Genomic DNA, 20,693 nt, shown 5'->3' on the forward strand with positions numbered 1-20,693 from the left:
CACATTCGTGCATCCGCCGCATCCGCCGCTCCGTAGCTCGCGTGGGCGAAGTCTCGAGCTTCGCTGGCGGGACCGGGATGGCCTCGCCGTAGCAAAGGGAGACAGCCGGATGACCCAGAGCGAACAACTGGTGGAGGCGCTGGATGCGCGCGTGACCCGCCGCAACGAACGACGCGAGCTGTTCCGCATGGTGCTGGGTGCGGCCGCGGTCGGTGGTGCCTTCGCTTATGCCGACGCCGCTTCCGCCCAGACCGCGCCGAGCGATGCCGACGTGCTCAATTTCGCGCTCAATCTCGAATATCTCGAGGCGAATTTCTATTCCTTCGCCGCCTTTGGCACCGCCATCAACAGCTCGCTGACCAGCGGCACCGGCACGCTGGGCAGCGCGACCGGCGGACGGGCGGTGGCGTTCCAGGACCCGCTGGTCGCGCAATATGCCAAGGAGATTGCGCAGGACGAGATCGCGCACGTCGCCTTCCTGCGTAGCGCGCTCGGCTCGGCCGCGGTGGCGCAGCCGGCGATCGACGTCGGCACGTCGGCGACCGGCGCCTTCAGCTCCGCGGCGCGCGCGGCCGGTCTGGTCGGCACCAACCAGTCGTTCGATCCCTATGCCAGCGACAACAACTTCCTGCTCGCCTCGTTCATCTTCGAGGACGTCGGCGTCACCGCCTATAAGGGTGCGTCGCCGCTGATCTCCAACAAGACGTTCCTGGAAGCCGCCGCCGGCATCCTGGCGGCGGAGGCGTATCACGCGGCGATCGTCCGCACCGTGCTCTATCAAAAGGGCATTGCGACGCCGTCGCTGCGCACCAGCGCGGACGCCATCTCGAACGCCCGCGACAGCCTCGACGGCAGCAGCGACGACGATCAGGGTATCTCGCCGGTCACCATCAGCAGCGGCACCGCGTCGAACATCGTGCCGGTCGACAGCAACGGCCTCGCCTACAGCCGGTCGACGGGGGCGGTGCTTAACATCGTCTACCTGACCAAGGCGGCGGTCACCATGGGTGGCTTCTTCCCCGCCGGGGTCAACGGCTCCATCCGCACCAGCACGGCCCAGGCCTGATCCGGCCCGCATCCCAGGGAGACAGACGATGCACGACAATCAGGTCCTGACCGAAGTCCTCGCCGCGGCCGAACAGCGCCGTCACCACCGCCGCGCGTTCCTGCGCACCGCCGGCGCCGCCGCCGCGACCGCCGGCGTCGCAGGGCTGCTCGCGAGCTGCAAGGACGACAACAACAACGCCTATCAGCCGACGCCTTTCCCGACTCCCACGCCGACCGTGTCCGACGCCGACGTGCTCAACTTCGCGCTCAACCTCGAATATCTCGAGGCGCAATTCTATTCGTTCGCCGCCACGGGAGCGGGCCTGCCGAACTCGCAGCTCAGCGGCACGGGCACGCAGGGAACCGTCACCGGCGGCAAGCAGGTCGCGTTCAGCGACCAAACGGTCGCGCAATACGCCCGTGAGATCGCGGCGGACGAAGCGGCGCACGTCGCCTTCCTGCGCAGCGCGCTCGGCTCGTCGGCGGTGGCGATGCCGTCGATCAACATCGACGGCGGTGCAACTGGCGCCTTCACCGCTGCGGCGCGCGCCGCCGGCGTGGTCGGCAGCACGGGGACGTTCGATCCCTATGCCTCCGACGAAAATTTCCTGCTCGGCGCATTCATCTTCGAGGACGTCGGCGTCACCGCCTACAAGGGCTCGATCGCCTCGATCAACAACAAGACCTATGTCGAGGCGGCGGCCGGTATCCATGCGGCGGAAGCCTATCACGCCGGCCTGGTCCGCACGCTGTTGTACGCCAAGGGCCTGCAGACGCCGACGCTGCGCACCGCCGCCGGGCAGATTTCGGACGCGCGCGACAGCCTGGATGGGCCGACCGACCTCGACCAGGGAATCGTCGGCGACAGCACGACGTCGAACATCGTGCCGACCGACAGCAACGGCATCTGCTTCAGCCGTACGCCGGGCCAGGTGCTCAACATCGTCTATCTCACCGCATCGTCGACGACGAGCGGCGGATTCTTTCCGTCGGGCGTCAACGGCACCGTACGGCAGAGCTCGGGCGTCTGAGCGGTTCTTCTTCGTTGCTGTCTACAGGGAGTTACGACATGCACACCAAGTTCCTCGGCCTGATCCCGGCCGCAGTCCTGGCGGCGATGGCGGCATCGCCCGCCGCCGCGCAGGACATGAGCGCCGACCCGGAGCCGTACAACGGCGTCTATATCGGCGCGGCGGGCGGTTATGACGTCCAGCCCAATCCGGTGGGGGCGCGGCTGCTGTTCGACCGCAACCTCGACGGTCGCTTCGGCGACACCGTGGTCACCGCCGGCAACACCAACGCCTTTGCACCGGGCTTCTGCAACGGTGCGGCACGCGGTGCGACGCCGGCAGCCGGCGGCTGCCGCAACGACAAGGACGGTTGGGCCTATTACGGACGGATCGGTGCCGACACCCAGCGCGGCCACGTCGTGGTTGGCTTCGTGGGCGAATTCGGCAAGTCGGAGATCACCGACAGCACCAGCGGCTATTCGACCACGCCGGCTAGCTACGTGCTGACCCGCGATGTCGATTACGAGGCGTCGATCCGCGGCCGTGCCGGCCTCGCCTTCGGCACGACGCTATTCTACGGCACGACCGGTGCCGGCTATGCCAAGATCAAGCATAGCTTCACGACCACCAACACCGCCAACGCCTTCGCGCTGTCGGGCGACGACACCAAGTTCGGCTTCCTGGCCGGTGGCGGTATCGAACAGCAGATCGGCCGCCATTTCTCGATCGGCCTCGAATATATGTACCACCGCTACAACGATAACGACTTCCGCGTCCGCGTGACCCAGGGGTCGGCGGCAGCGACCAATCCGTTCGTGCTCACTCCCAATACGGCTGGCACGGACATCATCCGGTCTGACAACATCTTCCGCTGGCACAGCATGCGAGCGACGGCGGCGTTCCGCTTCTAAGCCTCTACCGATGCGGCCGCGTCGTGTCTTTCCGCGAATGGGAAGATGCGACGCGGCCGATCGGCAATGATCGTTGCAAACGCGTCGCTGATCCCCCGCATCGGGATCGGCAGTGCATACGGCACCATGCGGTGCCGGGCCGAGAGCCTGCGAGCTCCTAAAGTGTCTCGTGCCCCAGCGCCTTGGCCGCAACGCCTGCCTCGCGCGCTCAGTTATTCATACGGAATCAGTTGCCTAACCTGTCACGCCGCGCGATGCGCTGGTCAAAAGCAGGAGAGGGTAGAATGCAGCCAGTGACGCGCCGCGACATGGTCGCCGGCATGGCGGCGATCGGGATCGGCGCGATCGGCAAGCCCGCGCTGGCGATGACCACCAACGATCCGGACCTTGGGCCGAACGTCCTGATCGTCGATCCCGGCGCGCCGGACGCGCAGGCGACGATCGCCCGCTGGTTCGGCGAGCAGGAGCGCGCGCATTTCACCGACCGGCGCCGCGCGATCCTGCTGAAGCCGGGAAGCCATCGCCTCGACATCAAGGTCGGTTTCTTCACCCAGGTCGCCGGGCTGGGCATCACGCCTGGCGACGTGACCGTGACCGGTCACGTCCACGCTGAGGCGGATTGGGCGAACGGCATGGCGCTGGTCAATTTCTGGCGCGGCGCGGAAAATCTGACGGTGCGACCGCCCGACGGTGCCGATCGCTGGGCGGTGTCGCAGGCCGCGCCCTATCGCCGCATCCATCTCGCCGGCGATCTGGCGTTGGACGACGGCGGCTGGTCGAGCGGCGGCTTCATGGCGGACTGCCGCGTCGACGGCACGATCCGGTCCGGCACCCAGCAGCAATGGTTCACCCGCAACAGCCGCATCGGCGGCTGGCAGGGGTCGAACTGGAACATGATGTTCATGGGCGTGGCCGGCGCGCCGGCGACGAGCTTCCCCAAGCCGCCCTATACGACGCTGCCGACCGTGCCGGTGATCCGGGAGAAGCCGTTCCTGTGCGTCGGTCCGGACGGCGCGTGGAGCCTCTTCGTCCCGGCGCTGCGCCATGATGCGGTGGGAGTGTCGTGGGACCGGGCACCCGCCGGCCGGAACGTGCCGCTGCGCGACGTGCTGATCGCCGATCCGGCGACGCCGGTGGCGGCGATCAACCGCGCGCTCGCCGCGGGGCGCCATCTGCTGCTGACGCCGGGCGTCTACCGCCTGCGCGAGCCGCTGCGGGTGACCCGGGCCGATACGGTGGTGCTCGGCCTCGGGCTGGCGACGCTGCTGGTCGAGGGCGGCACCGCGGCGCTGACCGTCGCCGACGTGCCGGGGGTGACGATCGCCGGCCTATTGATTGATGCTGGGGCACAGAATTCGCCCGTGCTGGTGCAGATCGGGCCGCCCGGCGCAGACGGCGATCACCGCGACCGTCCGACCTTGCTCGCCGACCTCTTCTTTCGCGTCGGCGGCGCCGCGGTCGGCAATGCCGGCACCTGCCTGGAGATCAACAGCCACCATGTCATCGGCGACCATCTGTGGATTTGGCGTGCCGATCATGGCGATCGCGACAACGGGCGCGTCCATGTCGGCTGGGACGAGAGCCGGGCGACGCACGGCCTTGTCGTCAATGGCGATCACGTCACCTGCTACGGGCTGTTCGTCGAGCATTTCCAGGGCTGGCAGACGCTGTGGAACGGCGAGGACGGGCGGACCTTTTTTTACCAGAACGAACTGCCCTACGATCCGCCGAGCCAGCGCGCCTGGCGCGCGGATTCCTCGCGCGGGTGGGCGGCGTACAAGGTCGCCGATCACGTCCGCCGGCACGAGGCGGTGGGAATGGGCGTCTACGCCAACTTAACCGCCGACCCGTCGATCGTCCTCGCCAGCGCGGTCGAGGTACCCGACACGCCTGGCGTGCGCGTGTCCAATGTGACGACCATTTCCCTGGGCGGCGGCAAGGGGACGATCGCGCATCCGGTCAACGGGGCAGGGGCAGCCGCAAGGCCGGGCAGCATCCGCCAGACGCTGGTCCGCTACGGCGGGGGGGGCATAGGCCCGGCGGGCGCGGTCAGCCGATCGACAGGAAGGCGGTGACGGTCAGGCGCCCGATGGCGGGATCGGATGACAGGATCGCATCTGGCGCGATCGCGCCGCTGTGCAGGAGCTGGCTGCGGTAGAGGATGGCGCGGTTGTAGCGTGCCTCCGCCATGCCGATCCGCTCGAACAACGGCGTGTCGCCGAGGATGTAGCCTTCCGGCGGGGCGGCGGCGACTTCCCCCTGCAACCGATCGAAGAACGCAGGGGCGCGAGCGTCGTCGATCGTCTCGAAGCCGGTGGCGCGATGGCGGAAGAAGGCGGTGCCGTCGCGATGCGCGGGGGAGAGATAATGGACCATCGCAATGCGGTCGCGGCCATAGGCGTCGACGTGCGGCACGCGCTGGCGGACGTCGAGGGCATCAGGCCGGGCGGTGACGATCGAGAAGCTGGCATCGATCACGCCGATCTGGCGGTGCGGTCCGAAGCGGCGGCCGAGCGCCTGCGCGATCACCGGGAAATGATCGCGGAAGTAGCTCTCGGGCAACGGCGCGCGCACGCCGGGGTAGAAGTGGCCAGCGGCTTCGAACGTGGCGGCCGCGGCGGCCTGCCGCAGGCCGTCGGGATCGGCGGCGAAGTCGTCGATCACGACCAGCGGCTCGCCTTCCTGCCCCAGCCGCTGCGCGAGGATGGTCGGGCGGGTCACGCCGGTGATCGGGGGGCGCCCGTCGAAGCGCGAACCGCGAGCGTCGCCGGCACGATGATCGGTTCGGCGACATCGCCCGACTGATCGCCGATCACCTGCTCCACTGCGCGCGCGGTGACCTCGGCGATCGGCTGGACGATCGCGGTCAACGGCGGGTGGACGAAGCGGACGATCGGCGTGTCGTCGAAGCAGAGGATCGACAGGTCGCCTGGCACGTCGAGCCCGCGCTCGCGTGCCAGCTCCAGCGTCGCCAGCGTCATCTGGTCGCTGCAGGCGATGATCGCGGTCGGCGGCACCGCGCTGCCGAGCAAGGCCGCCGCCGCTGCCCGACCCGATGCGAAACCGAAGTCGCCGGCGGCGAGCAGGCCGTCGGTCGGTAACCCGGCGTCCACCATCGTCGTCCGCCAGCCATCGGTGCGCCAGCCGCTCAGCTCATATTCGTCGGGACCGGCGATGAAGCCAATGCGGCGATGGCCGAGCGCGATCAGATGCTCGGTGGCGATGCGCGCTGCGCCCGCTTCATCCATCGCGACGGCGAAGCCGGGGCCGGCGTTGCGCGATCCGATCCGCGCGAAGGCGATGCGATGTTCCTCGAGCAGGCGCGTGATCAGCGGGTTCTCGGAATGCGGCGGGGTCAGGATGACGCCGTCGGGCTGGATCGCGGCGATCGCGGCGAGCAGTTCGCGCTCGATATGGTCGCTGTGTGTGTCGACCAATTCGACGATCATGCGATAGCCGTGTTCGGCACAGGTCAGCATGCCGCCGAGCAGCATCTGGTCGACCCAGTCGGTGCCCTGGCGGTCGCGCCAGCCGGCGATGGTCCGCTCGCGGTCGTTGAGCGCGACGATCAGATAGGACCGCGAGCCCGCCATCCGCTGCGCCGCGATCGACGGGACATAGCCGAGGCGTGCGATCGAGTCCTGCACCCGCGCCATCATCTCGGGCCGGACGTTCGGCTCCTTGTTGATGACGCGGCTGACCGTCTGCAACGACACGCCGGCGTCCGCCGCGACGTGGCGGATGGTCACCGCTTGTCGACGCCGCGCCATCAGGCGGGCGCCGCGCCGCAATAGCGCGCGACATAGTCGCCGTGCGCGGGCAGGCCGCGTACCGTCGATGTGACACCCTGGCGCAGGCCGGACAGGAAACGGGCCAGTTCCTCGTCGGGCAGCTTGGCGGCGATTGGGTGTCGCGCGGCCGGGGTGATACCCTGGCCGAGCATCACCTGGATCCAGCTGTTTTCCGCGAACAATTCGTCGTTGCGGCGGAAGACGCGGCCGGTCTCGCGGAACAGGCCGATCTTCTGCGCCAGGCTGTCTGGAATCTCCATCGCCGCACACTGCCGCCAGAACGGCGAATCCCGCCGCTCGGTGACCTTGTAGTGAAGGATCAGGAAGTCGCGGATCTGATTCATGTCGGTCAGTTGCTGATCGTTGAATTCGGCGACGTCGTGCGGCGAGATCGGTCCGGCCGCCGGCAGCAGCCGGATCAGGCGCAGGATCGCGCGCTGGATCAGGTGGATGCTGGTCGATTCCAACGGCTCCATGAAGCCGCCTGCCAGGCCGATGGCGACGCAATTGCGATGCCATTGCTTGCGCCGCGCCCCGGTGACGAAGCGCAGCATGTTGGGCTCGGTCAGCACCTTGCCCTCGACATTGCCGAGCAGCCGGTCGAGTGCCGCCTCGCGCGACAGGTAGCGGCTGCAATAGACGATGCCGTTACCGAAGCGATGCTGCAGCGGAATCCGCCATTGCCAGCCGGCATCGTGCGCCATGGCGCGGGTATAGGGAACCGGCGGCCGCACGCTCTCGGTCTGCACCGCGATCGCGCTGTCGCACGGCAGCCAGTGCGTCCAATCGTCATAACCAACGTGCAGCGCCTGCTCGATCAGCAGCGCACGGAAGCCGGTGCAGTCGAGGAACAGGTCGCCCTCGACCCGTTGCCCGTCCTCCAGCACCAGCGCGGCGATGTCGCCACTCTCGCCATCGAGATCGACGCAAGCGATCTTGCCTTCGATGCGGCGCGCCCCGTCCCCCTCTGCCATGCGGCGCAGGAAGCGGCCGTAGAGGGTGGAGTCGAGCTGATAGGCGTAGCTCATCCGGTCGTCGGGCAGATGGGCGAATTTGTTCTCGCGCGCCGCGATCAGCTCCAGGCAGTAATCGTCATAGGATTGGTCGTGACCACGCGCGCGTCCCTCCAGCCAGAAATGCTGGAAGCCGGCGGCCCAATGATCCTTGCCGGTCAGGCCGAAGGCATGGAAGTAGCTGTCGTTCGGACCTTTCCAGCCGTCGAACTGGATGCCCAGTTTGAATGTCGCCTGGGTCGCCGCCATGAATTCGGTCTCGTTGATCCCCAGCAGCCGGTTGAAGGTGATCAGCGGCGGGATCGTCGATTCGCCGACGCCGACCGTGCCGATCGCGTCGGATTCGACCAAGGTGACGGTGGCAGTGCGGCCGAGCGTCCGGATCAGCGCCGCGGCGGTCATCCAGCCGGCGGTGCCGCCGCCGGCGACAATGATGCGACGCGGTGTCACGGCGGTCATCGGCTGAGCGCCCGCAACAGATAGCTGCGCAGCCGGCTCGCCAATTCCGGCGTCATCGGGTCGAGCACGCCGCGGCCGCCTTCGGGCACATGGGCGGTGACCTGATCGTCGTTTTGGAAGACGTAATAATCGAACATGTCCCGCCAATGCGCCTTCTGGTCTGGAGGGAGGTCGCGGATCGCCATCAGCGCGTGATTGAGCGCCTCCTGCGGCTGACCGAGCCAGCGCGGCGTCTCGCGCCACCAGTAATTGACCAGCACGTTGAAGTCCTCCAGCCCTTCGACGTGGTGCCACCACAGCGCCGGGATGTAGAGCGCGTCGCCGGGCGCCATCTCGACCGTCTGGCCATGCGCCATCGCCTCGGCAAAGCGCGGGTGGCGTTCGAGGTCCGGTGAGTGGAAGTCGACCATGCTGATCGCCCGGCCCGCCGGCGTGTTGTCGACCGGGCCGAGGTAGAGGTTGCGGAACTGTTCGCGCGGGAACAGCGTGAAACGGCGCCGGCCGGCGGCGACCACGGCGAGGTTGTTGGGCACGTCGTTGTGCGCGGCGATGCGCGTGCGCGTGCCGATCCAGATGCTGGCCAGCGGTTCGCGATCAGCAAGGTCGATATGGTTGGCGGCGTGCAGGCCGTCGAAGAACTGGTGCACGTCGATCGAGGCGAGATAGACGGTCGGTGCCTGCGGCTGCCCGGCGAAGGCCGCCATCCGCGCAAAGATCTCCGGCAATTTCGCGTCGAAGGTGCGGAAGTTCATCGCCATCGCATCGTCGTAGAACAGCCGGCCGCCGCTGCCCGGCTGGCTGACCGACACCGTGAACGGCCGGTCGCGGTGGTGACGCAGCAGATAGTCGCGCGCGGCGTCGGCGGACTGCAGGCCAGCCTTGACCAGCGGCCAGTCCGCGGCGAGGCCGCGGATCACGAACGGCGTTTCCGCGCCGCGCAACCGGGCGTCGAGCGTGGCGGCGTCGGCGACCTGCTCTTCCGGCACCCGGGCCAAGCCCGCGAGCGGACCCGGATCGGCCTCAGCCACGCGCCAGCCGCCGGTTCCGACGCGCGACGAGATCGCCGAGATGAGCGAGCGATGCGATCGCCATATAGATCGGCAGCAAATGCTCGTTGGCATTGAGCTCGGCCAGTGCCGCGCCGTCGAGTTCCGCGAGGCGGTCCTCGTCGATGATGTGGAAGCCGACCAAGCGGTTGGTCGAACCGTCGTTCAGCGTGACTTCCAGCGTGAAGGGTTCGAGCAGATCGTGGCGTTGCAGCGCCGCGAAGAAATCGGCCGATCCGCGATATCCCTCGTCGAGCGCGCCGAGCTGTTCGGCGATACGCTCCAGATAGGGCGTCGGCTGGCCCATTTCGTCGAACACGCGGATGCCGGCGTCACCGGCGGCGATGCGGGGCGAAGCGAGGTCGACATGGACCTGCTTGGCATCGTCGTCATCGGGACCACCACCGATCAGGAATGGCTGGATGTCCATCGCCAGCGGCCGGTAGCGTGCGTCCCAGCGCCCGCCGTCCAGGTAAAGGTTCTCGCCATTCTCGAAGCCGAACATGGCGAGCGCAGTGAAGCGGTCGCGGGTGTCATTGAGGCGGAAGAGGATCGGATATTCGCTCTGCACCGCGCGGAATTCGCTCGGCACGGTGATGCAGCACATCTGCGCATCGCCGAGCCCGGCGTCACGCTCGGTAAGAATGCGCAGGTCGCGATGCGCCTCGGCGGTCAGGATCGCGTGCTGGCTGGTCATCGAACGCTTAACTCTCGTCAGGATCGGATGGTGCGCAGGCGTGCCGTCGTCGCACACAAAAAGCCAGCCTTCTCTTGCAAGAAGGCTGGCAGGCCGTGGGGGGGCTTAGAAAGTGAAGCGCACGCCGGCCGAATAGCGCGCGTCCTGCTTCGCCACGAACGTGACGTTGCGATCCGAGCGCAGATGCCCGCTCCGGTCCTTGCCAAGGATGTTGATGCCTTCGGCGAAGATCGTGATCTGCGGCGTGATGGCGTAGCTCGCGCTGCCGTCGAGCTGCCCGTAGGTGTTGATATAGACCGGATTGGTACCCGATCCCTGCAGGAAGCCCTTGCGCCAATTGTAGGCGGCGCGGGCGTTGATGCCGTATTTGTCGAAGAACAAGACGGCGTTCGCGCTGTCAGAGAGCCCGACGATTGCGAACTGCGCCACGCTCGACGGCAGGCGGTTGTCATAGTCGCGGTTGCCGTTGACGACCGTGTAGTTGAGGATCGTGCCGAAGCCCGTGTCCCAGAAATTGTGCTGGATCGCGAATTCAAAGCCGTCGACGGAGGCGGTCTGGTCGCTGTTGAACGGTGTCGTGATGACGAAGTTGACCAGCGGGTCGCCCGGCCCGGCGAGCAGAACGTTGTTCTTGCCGACATAGGCCGGGAAGTTTTTGATGTAGTAATTCTGGATGAAGGCGAAGGTGCCGTCATAGCCAGGTGCGTTGATCGCCGCCTGGTAGCGGGGGCCATTGGTGGTGACGCCATTGAACGTGGTGGTCGGCGACGCGATGCCGGGGATCGTGGTGTTAATCTGGGTCGAGCCGATGTAGTTCGACACGTCCTTGTGGAAGTAGCCGACCGAAATATAGTTCTCCCTGCCGTAATACCATTCGGCGGACAGGTCGATGTTCTTGGACTTGTACGGAATCAGATTGGGGTTGCCGACCGATCCGGTGCCCCCGCCGACGCGGAACAGCGTGTCGAGGCGGCGGCCGCCCTGCAGGCTGCCGTAATCGGCGCGGGTGATGGTGTGGCTGTACGACGCGCGCAGCTTGACGTTGTCGATGGGCGTGATGTCGACGTCCACCGATGGCAGCCAATTGTGATAGCTACCCTTGAACGTTGTGAAGCCGCTGCCCTGGTACAGCACGTTGAACTCGTTCTGCGAATTCTGCTGACCGCCGACCGGTGTCGGCACCAGCGCACTCGCCGACACGTCGGTATTCTCGTAGCGGATGCCGGCAATGAAGTGACCGGGGCCGGCGAGCAGGTCGAACTTGCCGTTGAACTGGAAATAGGGCGCGATCGTCTTTTCATGGATGCGCGAGTCGGTGGTGTAGGGCAGCAAGCATTGCAGGTTGCCGCCGCACGTGCCGTACGCCTTGTCGGTCAACGCCAGCGCCGTCGGCAGATCGTAGGTGAAGAACGACTTGATGATGTTCGGGTCGTTCGATCCGCTGATGCCGGAAAAAGCGTCGGGGATGCTGGTCAGGTGGAAGATGTTGTCGGGCAGCAGCGCGGCCGCCGCCGCGCGCTGTTCCGGCGTGCTGCCGCCCGCGCCGCCCCAAGTGTCGTTCTGGAGCACGCTGTACGCGGAGCGCACCTTGTTGTCGGTATATTCGAAACCCCAGTCGAGGCTGTCCATGAAGCCGTGATCATGGTCATAGTGGCCGCGGATTTGGACCTGGTTGATCTCGTCACGGAAGTAGGAATTCCGGAACGCGTTGCCCGTGGGCACGATGTTCGCCGGGTTGAGCGCGTCGACGCCGGGATACATGGTATACGACAGGACCGGCAGATCCTTGTCGAAATTGATCGACTGGCTCTGGATGCCGAACACTGCCGCGCCGAACGAGTTGCTGTTGCCATAGGGGCTGTCGGGCTTCGACGTCGCGGTGGAATGATGCGCGTCCAGCGTCATCGTCACGCCGCCCGGTGCATTCCAGGTCAGGTTGCCGCCCAGCGACTTGTTCTCGCTGCGGGCGGCCGTCTGCGAGACGGAATAGGCAAGGTCCTTCGCTTCGGCAGCGGTGAAGCGCTCGGTGTAGAAGATCGGGCCGGCGACCGGGCCGTTCGTCCAGGCGCTTAGCGTATCGTTATGGTTGTACCAAATGCCGACGCTGTTGTCGCGGATGTTCGTGGTGTTCCGGGAATAGGTGTAGTCAATCGTCGCGGTGAGGCTGTCGATCGGGCGGAATTGGAGCACGGCTTGGCCGTTGATGCGCTCGCGGCGACCATTGACGACGTCATAGCCGCCGTTCTGCGGCACCTGGTAGACGTCGGTCGCCTTGGGCCGGTTGGTGATGTTGGCGTAGCGCGGATCGCCCGGCTGGGCGAGCGAACCCCAGTTGTTCTCGTTGCCGAGATAGCCGTCGCGCCAGCCGATGTTGGCCGAATTGGCGCTGAAGTTGCGGCGCTGATACGCGCCGGTGACGAGGATGCCGATGCGGTCGTCGGCGAAGGTGTCGGAGAAGATGCCCGACACTTCCGGCGTGATGTCCTTGTGCCCGTTCTGCGACGTGTCGATCACCCCGCGCGCGGAGAGCGAGCCGCGCAAGCCCATTTTGTCAAAGGGGCGCGGCGTGCGGATGTTGATCACCGAGCCGATGCCGCCCGACGGCACGGTGGCGCGGCCGGACTTGTACACCTCCAGCGCGGCGACGCCTTCGGAGGCGAGGTTGGCGAAGTCGAACGAGCGCGAGGAGGGCGCGCCGTTGCCGTCACCGATCGTCGAGGTCGGCATCTGGCGGCCGTTGAGCGTGACCAGATTGTATTCCGGACCGAAGCCGCGGACGGTGACGAACTGGCCTTCGCCACTGGCGGTGCGGTCGATCGACACGCCGGTGATGCGCTGCAGCGATTCGGCGAGGTTGGTATCCGGGAACTTGCCCATGTCCTCCGCGCTGATCGCGTCGACGATGCCCTGCGCATTGCGCTTCAGGTCGATCGATTCGCGCAAGGACGCGCGGATACCGGTGACGACGATGTCGCCGTCGCCCCGGCCGACGTCGCCCGATGCGGACGGCACCGGATCGGTCTGCGCGGGGCCTGGCTGGCCCATCGTGGCGGCGGCGTCCTGCGCCGCAGCGGCGGCCGGCAGGATGAAGGCGGCGGCGGAAACGCCGATGGCAAAACGCGAAAGCAGGCGAGCACGAACGCTACGCATGGATATCCTCCCCAATGACGAACGACGCGGTTGGACCGCGCTTCTTGAGAACGTTCACTTGTGCCAAGTCGCGAAGCCTGTCAAGCGAGCCTAAGCATTGAAAAGCATCGGTTGTGAACGTTCACCCGATATGCTTGTCTATTTGCGAAGGATCGTGGCCCGAAGGACACACACAGGGCCAAGGGGAGGACCTATGACGACGACTCACATCGCCCGCTGGGCATCGCTGGCAGCGCTGGCGATCGCGATCGGCGGCACCGCCACCGCCCGGCCGCCACAGGCGAATCGCGCCGCACCGGCGGCCTTGGGCAGCGACGCGCGCGCGCGCGCCGACGCCCTGGTCGCGCGGATGACGCTGGATGAGAAGATCGCGCTGCTGCACGGCCTGTTCCCGCCGATGGCGGCGGGCAAGACCAGCAACGAGCTGATCCCGTCCGCCGGCCACATCGACGGCCTCGCCCGTCTCGGCATCCCGCTGGTGCGCGAGAGCGATGCGTCGCTTGGCGTTGCCAATCAGGTCGAGCAGCGCAAGGGCGATGTCGCCACCGCCTTGCCGTCGAGCCTGGCGACCGCGGCCAGCTTCGATCCCGCGATCGCGCGCGCCGGCGGCACGATGATCGGCGCAGAGGCGCGCGACAAGCGTTTCAACGTGCTGCTTGCCGGCGGCGTTAATCTGACCCGCGATCCGTGGAACGGCCGCAATTTCGAATATCTCGGCGAGGATCCGCTGCTCGCCGGCACCTTGGCCGGCGCGCATATCGCGGGCGTCCAGTCGAACCGCATCGTCTCCACCGTCAAGCATTTCGCGCTCAACAGCCAGGAGACGGGGCGCATGGTCGTCGACGCGCGGATCGGCGAGGCCGACCTGCGGATGAGCGACCTGCTCGCCTTCGAGATTGCGATCGAGACCGGCCGGCCCGGCTCGGTGATGTGCGCCTACAACAAGGTCAACGGCGACTGGGCGTGCGAGAACAAGCATCTGCTCACCGACGTGCTGAAGCGCGACTGGGGCTATCGCGGCTGGGTGATGAGCGACTGGGGCGCGGTCCATTCCACCGCCAAGGCCGCCAATGCCGGCCTCGACCAGCAATCGGGGCAGGAACTCGACAAGGCGCTGTACTTCGCCGAGCCGCTGAAGGCCGCGGTGGAAAAGGGTCAGGTGCCGATGGCGCGGATCGACGACATGGCGGCGCGCTACCTGACCGGGCTGATCGAGACTGGCGCGTTCAACGACGCGGTGCCGGCCAAGGCGGTGACCCCCGACTATGCCGCGCATGCCGAGGTCGCGCAGCGTGCCGCGGAGGCGGGCATCGTCCTGCTCAAGAACGACGGCGACCTGCTGCCGATCGCGCGGACGGCGAAGCGGATCGTGGTGATCGGCGGCAATGCCGATGTCGGCGTGCTGTCCGGCGGCGGGTCGAGCCAGGTCCGCTCGGTCGGCGGCGCGCCGGTCGAGATCCCGCTCGCCACCGGCGGATCGGCGTCCTTCGCGCGCATCACCTATCACGCCTCGTCGCCGCTGCTCGCGCTGCGCAAGGCGCTGCCCGGCGTGCGGGTCGACTGGGTCGACGGGCGCAGCCTCAACGCCACGGTCGAGGCGGCGAAGAATGCTGATCTCGCCATCGTCTTCGCAACGCAATGGACGACTGAGGCGGACGATGTGCCGAACCTCAACCTGCCCAACCAGCAGGACGCGCTGATCGCGGCGATCGCCGCGGCGCAGCCGCATACGGTGGCGGTGATGGAGACGGGCGGGCCGGTGCTGATGCCGTGGCTGGCCAAGGTGCCGGCGGTGGTTCAAGCCTGGTATCCCGGCCAGCGCGGCGGCGAGGCGATCGCCGCGATCCTGACCGGGCGGGTCAATCCGTCGGGCCGCCTGCCGATCACCTTCCCCGCCGACGCCTCGCAGCCGCCGCGTCCGCATCCGGTCGGGCTCGACCGGCTGAGCGGGCTGGAGGCGGCGGCCGCCGCCAATCCGGCGGCGGCATCGACCTATGTGCTGCAGAGCTTCCCCGTCGATTACGTCGAGGGCGCCGACGTCGGCTATCGCTGGTATGAGAAGAAGGGGCTGAAGCCGCTGTTCCCCTTCGGCCACGGCCTGTCCTACACGCATTTCGCCTATCGGAACCCGGTGGTGCGCGGCGGCCGGACGCTCAGCGTGACCTTCGACGTCACCAACACCGGCGATCGCGACGGCATCGACGTGCCGCAAATGTATGTCGGCCGTGACGGCGGCGGCGCTCCGATGCGGCTCGGCGCCTTCACCCGTGTCGCGCTGAAGCGTGGCGAGACGCGGCGGATCACGCTGACCGCGGAACCGCGGATCGTCGCCGATTACGACACAAAGCTGCCCGGCTGGCGGATCGCGGCCGGCAGCTATCGTGTCGCGCTGGCGCAGGATGCCGCCGACCGGACGATGATGGCGAGCGCGACGCTGACCGCGCAGACCTTCAAGCCCTGATCCGCCGCCATCCCGGCGAGCCCTGCGCGCGCGGGCGTTGCCGGGAATGGCAAAGCGGGGCAGGGGTGGGTGATGAGCAACGTTCGCTATCCACCTCGGTCACCGCGTTTTCTTGGCGCGGTGGCACTGGCCGACGCCGGCGGGGTGATCGCCTATTTGCCGCTGCTGACTTTGCTGCTGCCGATCAAGGTCGAGCGGCTGACCGGGGACGCGCGGATCGGCGTGTTCACCGCCACCGTCGTCGCCGGCGCCATCGCCGCCAGCCTGGCGAACGTCACCTTCGGCTGGCTGAGCGACCGGTCGTTCGCGCGCGGCCACGGCCGGCGCCGATGGATGGTCGCCGGGGTGATCGTCACCGCCGCGAGCTATGTCGGGATCGCCTTCGCCACCTCGCCGGTGGCGCTGGTCGCGGCGATCGCCGCCTTCCAGATCGCGGTCAACGTCCTGCTGGCACCGATGATGGCGGCGATCGCCGAAGAGGTGCCGGATTCGCAGAAGGGCATCGTCGGCGGCCTGTTCGCCTTCGGCGGGCCGCTCGCTTCCGCCTTCTCCGCCCTTCTGCTCGGTCAGGTGTTCCTGTCGGAGGACATGCGATTCGCCATCCTGCCGGTGGCGGTGGGGCTGTGCATCGCGCCGTTGCTGCTCTCACCGGCTCGCGTTGCTGTCGACCTCGACGCACCGCCCGGCGACGGGCCGCCGCCGCGCCGCGAACTGGTCGTCGCCGGGGTGGCGCGGCTGCTGGTGCAGATCGCGGCGGTCGTCACCCAGGCTTATCTGCTCTATTATTTCGAAAGCATCGTGCCGGCCTCCGGCCGCGCCGGGCTGCCGACGCGGATCGGCCATCTGCTGACGATCGCCCTGATCATCCCGCTGCCGGTGGCCCTGATCCTGGGACGGGTGTCGGACGTGACGCGGCGGCGCAAACCCGCGATCCTCGCCGCGGCCGCCACTGCCGCCGCCGGCTTGCTCGCCATGGCGCTGGCGCGCGACTGGACCGCCGGGGCGATCGCCTTCGTCGTCTACATGCTGGGTTCGGCGGTGTTCGTCGCGCTCAATGCCGGTATCGCCATGCAGCTGCTGCCCGATCCGCGCCGGCGCGGACGTGACCTCGGCCTGCTCAACCTGGCCAATACCGTGCCCTCGCTGCTCGGTCCGCCGCTCGCCTGGCTGTTCGCGACGCCGCAGGATTTCGGCGGCGTGATGGTGGCGCTGGCGGTGCTGGTCGCCGGCGGCGGGCTGACGATGATGCTGGTCGAAGGGCGCTAGGCCCTTCGCTCTTTCCCCCAGATCAGCCCGGCAGGGCGACAACGCGGAGCCGACGCTGGTTCGGATCGATCGGGTCGAGGAAGAAGGCGCCGGCATCACGGTTGGCGATCAGCCAGGCGACATGCGCCGGTTCGATCAGCTGTCCCGGGACGAGCCGCGGCACACCGGGCGGGGCAGGCGCGATCATCTCCGCGGCGATGCGTCCCGCGGCGGCCTCGATCGGCACGCTTTCGGCGGGGCCGAACAGCGCCGCGGCGGGATCGTGACGCATCGTCACCGACAGCGTGTCGATGCGCGGCAGGGACGACGGCAGGGGCGGCAGGCCACTGGTGCCGGCGGCGATCTGTTGCGCCGCGTCGCGCAGCGCCTTGACCAGGGCGCGAACGTCGCGCGCCGTCGTGCCGGGGGCGAGCACCGCGAGCAGGTGACGCGCGTCCGACAGGCCGACGCTGACCCGATGGTGCTGAACCAGCCAATCGTCGAGTGCATAGCCGCTGACGGCCCAGCCGGACACGTCGATCAGCACCTTGGTCGGGTCGAGCTGGCTGTCGGCAGGCAGATCGCCCTCGCCGAAGACGCGCAGGCCGTCGATCGCCGCCAGCTGCCGGCGCAGCGTAAGCGCCCGGTCGATCACGCCCTGCCACAGCGTCTCGCCGTGTAGAGCATGGTCACGGCGCACCGCGTCGAGGCTGGCGAGGATCGGTACCGACGGGCTGGTGGTCTGGAACAGCTCATAGGCCATCCACAGCCGCTGCAGATCAACGTAGCCGGTCTTGGCGAGGATCGCCGATCCCTGGGTCAGCGCACCCATCGTCTTGTGGATGCTGTACACGGCGATGTCGGCGCCCTTGGTCAGCGGATCGTGCGGCAGCGCTTCGCAGAAGGCGAAGGCGCCGCCCCAGGCGGCGTCGCAGATCAGCGGGATGCCGCGCGCGTGGCACAGGTCGGCGAGCGCGGCGATGTCGCTGGTGACGCCATAATAGGTCGGCGAGACGACGACGAAGACCTTGGCCTGTGGATGCGCATCGAGCGCGTCGGCGAGCGCGGTCGGCGTGACGCCATGCTCCACGTCCCAATGCGGATCGACCAGCACGGGGACGATCGCCGCATCCAGGCCCGCGGCCAGCGCATGGGCGCGCTCGGCCTTGTGGACGTTGGCGGCGAACAGCACCGTGTCGCCGGGGCCGGCGACCGCGGCGAGTGCAGTGTGCAGGCTCTGGGTCGAGCCGCCAGTGACGAAGCGGCAGAAGTCCGCCTGCCAGGCCTCCGCCGCAATCTCGTGCGCGCGTTGCAGGACGTGGGCGCCCTCGGTTCGGTCATCGAGGCCCTTGGGCGTGATGACGTCGGCCGCGAACAGGCGCGCGCCGAGCAGCGCCTTCGCCTCCTTCGGTACCGCCTGGCCCTGATGATGGCCGGGTGCGCCGAAGCCGTGGATCGGGCGGCGCTCAAGCGCTTTGAGGGCGTCGAGCAGGGGGGCCTGATGCTGGTCCATCGCGAGCGATCCTTGTCGATAACCGGTCGCCGGACGGCGGGCGGGGATCGCAGGTGGAGGGTCGCGTCGATCCGTCGCGCCCAACGTCCCGATCCGGGAAAGGGACTCCTATGTTTTTAACTTACCCGGCAAAATCAGGTTGATGCGGATCAACTTCGGCTGGAAACGCAGGAACGCCCATACTGCGCGGCTCGTTCGCTCGTCATGCTGTCATCCAAACCTCTATTCAGCTGGAGCGACCCCAGCGAGGCGGATGCGGGCCGCCTGTTGTCCGCCCATATCGCCGATCATGGTTTCCCCTGCGTCGGCGCCAAGGCGGCGTTGGCCAAGGGCACGCTCGACGTGCTCGGCGCGCGCGACATCGAAAGCGCGTGGGACGATCTGCGCATCCACGATCGGCTGCGCTGCTTCGCGGCACGCTATCGCGCGGAGCCGACGCTGTTCCGCAGCCTTGCCGTCGTCTTCGCCGGCCCCGACGAATTGAGCGAGGAGGCGTTCGAGCGGGCGATCTGGCAACGCATCCAGTCGCTGTCCGACAAGGACGTGTGGCTGGGACAGACCTGGGACGAGCGGGTCAGCGCCGATCCCGACAGCCCGCATTTCTCGCTGTCGTTCGGTGGCGAGGCGTTCTTCGTCGTCGGCCTGCATCCGCGTGCCAGCCGGCCGGCGCGGCGTTTCGCCCGGCCGGCGATGATCTTCAACCTGCACGACCAGTTCGAGACGCTGCGCGCGCAGGGGCGGTACGAAACGATGCGCGAGAAGATCATGGTGCGCGACGAGATGCTCGCCGGCTCGCGCAATCCGATGCTGTCCCGGCATGGCGAGGCGAGCGAGGCGCGCCAGTACAGCGGCCGGGCGGTGGACAGCGGCTGGCAATGCCCGTTTCGGTATTCGGGGCGATGAGTCGCATGGCCGATGAGCCGGCGGTGGTCGAGATAGCGGAACGGAGCGGCGCGGGTTTCCGGCTGGGCAAGGGACAGTCGCTGACCGTGATCGACCCGCGCGGCTGCCAGGTCGCCGATCTGCTCGCTTTCAACGCCGACGATCTCGGCGAGGTGATCTCGTCGGGGCGCACGCTGGACTATGCCGAGACGATCCGGTTGACCACCGGCCACTCGCTCTATTCGAACCGGTCGAACGTGATGCTCGACATCGTCGCCGACACGGTCGGGATGCACGACTTCCTGCTGACGCCGTGTTCCTATGCGACCTTCGACCATTTCTATCCTGAGCTGCCGCGCCACCGCGGCTGTTTCGGCAATCTGGCCGCGGCGCTGGCGCCGTTCGGAGTGGTGCCGGACCAGATCCCCGTCGCGTTCAACTGCTTCATGAACGTGCCGATCGACGGCGCGACGGGCACGCTGTCGGTGCTGCCGCCGATCAGCCGGGCGGGCGATCACATCCGCTTCGTGGCGCGGATGGACCTGATCGTCGGCCTGACCGCCTGTTCCGCGCCCGCCTCCAACGGCGGGTCGTTCAAGCCGATCCACTATCGCATCGACGACGCGCCGCCGGCCGATTGAACCTATCGGGTGCGCGGCGGTTCGGTGGCGACGGAGATCGGCATGAGCAGCGACGCGACGACCATCCTGAGCAGCGAGGCCGGCGCGGCGGCGGCCGGGCCGGGCGAGCATCACCTGATCCACCGTACGGGCTGGCTGCGCGCCGCGGTGCTCGGCGCCAATGACGGGATCATCTCCGTCTCCAGCCTGCTCGTCGGCGTCGCCGCCGCGCCCAATGCGACGCACGGCGCGGTGCTGCTCGCGGCGGGTGCCGCGACGGTCGGCGGCGCCCTGTCGATGGCGGCGGGCGAATATGTCTCGGTCAGTTCCCAATCCGACACCGAACAGGCGGATCTGGCGCGCGAGCATCGCGAATTGCTGCGTGCGCCGGAACAGGAGACGGCGGAACTCGCCGCGATCTACGAGACCCGCGGCGTCGCGCCCGCCTTGGCGCGGCAGGTTGCCGAACAGATGATGGCGCACGACGCGCTCGGCGCCCACGCCCGCGACGAACTGGGTCTGAGCGACGATCTTGCCGCGCGACCGATCCAGGCGGCACTGTCCTCCGCCGCCGCCTTCACCGCCGGTGCGATCGTGCCACTGGTGGTGGCGATCACCGCGCCGCGCTCGGCCGTCGCGTTGACGGTTTCGCTCGGTGCGCTGCTGGCGCTGGCCATCCTCGGCGCGATCGGGGCGCGGGTCGGCGGGGCGCGGCTGCTGCCAGCAGTGGTCCGCGTCACGTTATGGGGCGCGATCGCCATGGGCGTGACCGCCATGATCGGACGGCTGCTCGGCGCGAGCGTCTGATCGCCGCTTCCGCACCCAAACTAATCTAAAGCAAATTTTAG

16 protein-coding genes are annotated in these 20,693 nt (G+C 67.9%); 9 read left to right on the forward strand and 7 right to left on the reverse strand.

Annotated features, from left to right (window positions below):
• Positions 1-109: 109 nt before the first annotated feature.
• The 4 genes from D9601_RS14070 (at position 110) to D9601_RS14085 (ending at position 5,043) form a co-directional block, all read left to right on the forward strand.
• Positions 110-1,066: a ferritin-like domain-containing protein gene (locus tag D9601_RS14070; RefSeq protein WP_198354671.1), complete on the forward strand. Its 957-nt coding sequence runs from the start codon at positions 110-112 to the stop codon at positions 1,064-1,066.
• A 28-nt stretch (positions 1,067-1,094) separates the two neighbouring features.
• Positions 1,095-2,078: a ferritin-like domain-containing protein gene (locus D9601_RS14075; protein WP_198354672.1), complete on the forward strand. Its 984-nt coding sequence runs from the start codon at positions 1,095-1,097 to the stop codon at positions 2,076-2,078.
• 38 nt (positions 2,079-2,116) lie between these two features.
• Positions 2,117-2,968 carry an outer membrane protein gene (locus D9601_RS14080; protein WP_198354673.1) on the forward strand — a complete coding sequence of 284 codons (852 nt, stop codon included), beginning with the start codon at positions 2,117-2,119 and terminating at the stop codon, positions 2,966-2,968.
• Positions 2,969-3,252: 284 nt separating this feature from the next.
• Entirely contained in the window at positions 3,253-5,043 is a 1,791-nt protein-coding gene (locus D9601_RS14085; RefSeq protein ID WP_232474220.1) for an adenylyl cyclase, read from the forward strand.
• Here the strand turns inward: D9601_RS14085 and D9601_RS14090 are convergent.
• The 6 genes from D9601_RS14090 to D9601_RS14115 all read right to left on the reverse strand — a co-directional run bounded on the left by D9601_RS14090 (position 5,018) and on the right by D9601_RS14115 (position 13,124).
• Positions 5,018-5,689, reverse strand: a complete 672-nt coding sequence (locus D9601_RS14090; protein ID WP_198354674.1) for a DUF6445 family protein — start codon at positions 5,687-5,689, stop codon at positions 5,018-5,020. The two genes, D9601_RS14085 and D9601_RS14090, sit on opposite strands and share 26 nt — an antisense overlap.
• Entirely contained in the window at positions 5,686-6,738 is a 1,053-nt protein-coding gene (locus D9601_RS14095) for a LacI family DNA-binding transcriptional regulator (protein WP_198354675.1), read from the reverse strand. Before D9601_RS14095 ends, D9601_RS14090 begins: the two co-directional genes overlap by 4 nt.
• Positions 6,738-8,231, reverse strand: coding sequence for a tryptophan halogenase family protein (locus D9601_RS14100; protein ID WP_198354676.1), 1,494 nt, complete (start codon positions 8,229-8,231; stop codon positions 6,738-6,740). Before D9601_RS14100 ends, D9601_RS14095 begins: the two co-directional genes overlap by 1 nt.
• On the reverse strand, positions 8,228-9,259 hold the full coding sequence (locus D9601_RS14105) for a cupin-like domain-containing protein (RefSeq protein WP_198354677.1): 1,032 nt from the start codon (positions 9,257-9,259) through the stop codon (positions 8,228-8,230). Before D9601_RS14105 ends, D9601_RS14100 begins: the two co-directional genes overlap by 4 nt.
• Positions 9,252-9,974: a SapC family protein gene (locus D9601_RS14110; protein ID WP_198354678.1), complete on the reverse strand. Its 723-nt coding sequence runs from the start codon at positions 9,972-9,974 to the stop codon at positions 9,252-9,254. The genes D9601_RS14105 and D9601_RS14110 overlap by 8 nt, the downstream gene beginning before the upstream one ends.
• A 105-nt stretch (positions 9,975-10,079) precedes the next feature.
• On the reverse strand, positions 10,080-13,124 hold the full coding sequence (locus D9601_RS14115) for a TonB-dependent receptor (protein ID WP_198354679.1): 3,045 nt from the start codon (positions 13,122-13,124) through the stop codon (positions 10,080-10,082).
• Between the two features lie 193 nt (positions 13,125-13,317).
• Here D9601_RS14115 and D9601_RS14120 point away from each other — a divergent pair, with 193 nt between their 5' ends.
• Together D9601_RS14120 and D9601_RS14125 are read left to right on the forward strand one after the other, a co-directional pair.
• Positions 13,318-15,585 (forward strand): beta-glucosidase, encoded by a 2,268-nt coding sequence (locus tag D9601_RS14120; protein WP_198354680.1) that lies wholly within the window; start codon positions 13,318-13,320, stop codon positions 15,583-15,585.
• 120 nt (positions 15,586-15,705) lie between these two features.
• On the forward strand, positions 15,706-16,851 hold the full coding sequence (locus tag D9601_RS14125) for an MFS transporter (protein ID WP_332838006.1): 1,146 nt from the start codon (positions 15,706-15,708) through the stop codon (positions 16,849-16,851).
• 22 nt (positions 16,852-16,873) lie between these two features.
• Here D9601_RS14125 and D9601_RS14130 read toward each other — a convergent pair whose 3' ends face one another.
• Positions 16,874-18,343 carry an aminotransferase class I/II-fold pyridoxal phosphate-dependent enzyme gene (locus tag D9601_RS14130; protein ID WP_198354682.1) on the reverse strand — a complete coding sequence of 490 codons (1,470 nt, stop codon included), beginning with the start codon at positions 18,341-18,343 and terminating at the stop codon, positions 16,874-16,876.
• 204 nt (positions 18,344-18,547) lie between these two features.
• Here D9601_RS14130 and gntA point away from each other — a divergent pair, with 204 nt between their 5' ends.
• From gntA to D9601_RS14145, 3 genes are read left to right on the forward strand one after another with little or no spacing between them, the layout of a single operon-like run.
• The gene (gntA, locus tag D9601_RS14135; protein WP_198354683.1) at positions 18,548-19,246 is read left to right on the forward strand and encodes a guanitoxin biosynthesis heme-dependent pre-guanitoxin N-hydroxylase GntA; all 699 of its coding nucleotides are present in this window, start codon (positions 18,548-18,550) and stop codon (positions 19,244-19,246) included.
• A 5-nt stretch (positions 19,247-19,251) separates the two neighbouring features.
• On the forward strand, positions 19,252-19,866 hold the full coding sequence (locus D9601_RS14140; RefSeq protein WP_198354684.1) for a DUF1989 domain-containing protein: 615 nt from the start codon (positions 19,252-19,254) through the stop codon (positions 19,864-19,866).
• A 42-nt stretch (positions 19,867-19,908) separates the two neighbouring features.
• On the forward strand, positions 19,909-20,652 hold the full coding sequence (locus D9601_RS14145; protein WP_198354685.1) for a VIT1/CCC1 transporter family protein: 744 nt from the start codon (positions 19,909-19,911) through the stop codon (positions 20,650-20,652).
• The last annotated feature ends 41 nt before the right edge of the window (positions 20,653-20,693 follow it).

The organism is Sphingomonas sp. MA1305, assembly GCF_016107325.1.
Taxonomy (GTDB): domain Bacteria; phylum Pseudomonadota; class Alphaproteobacteria; order Sphingomonadales; family Sphingomonadaceae; genus Sphingomonas.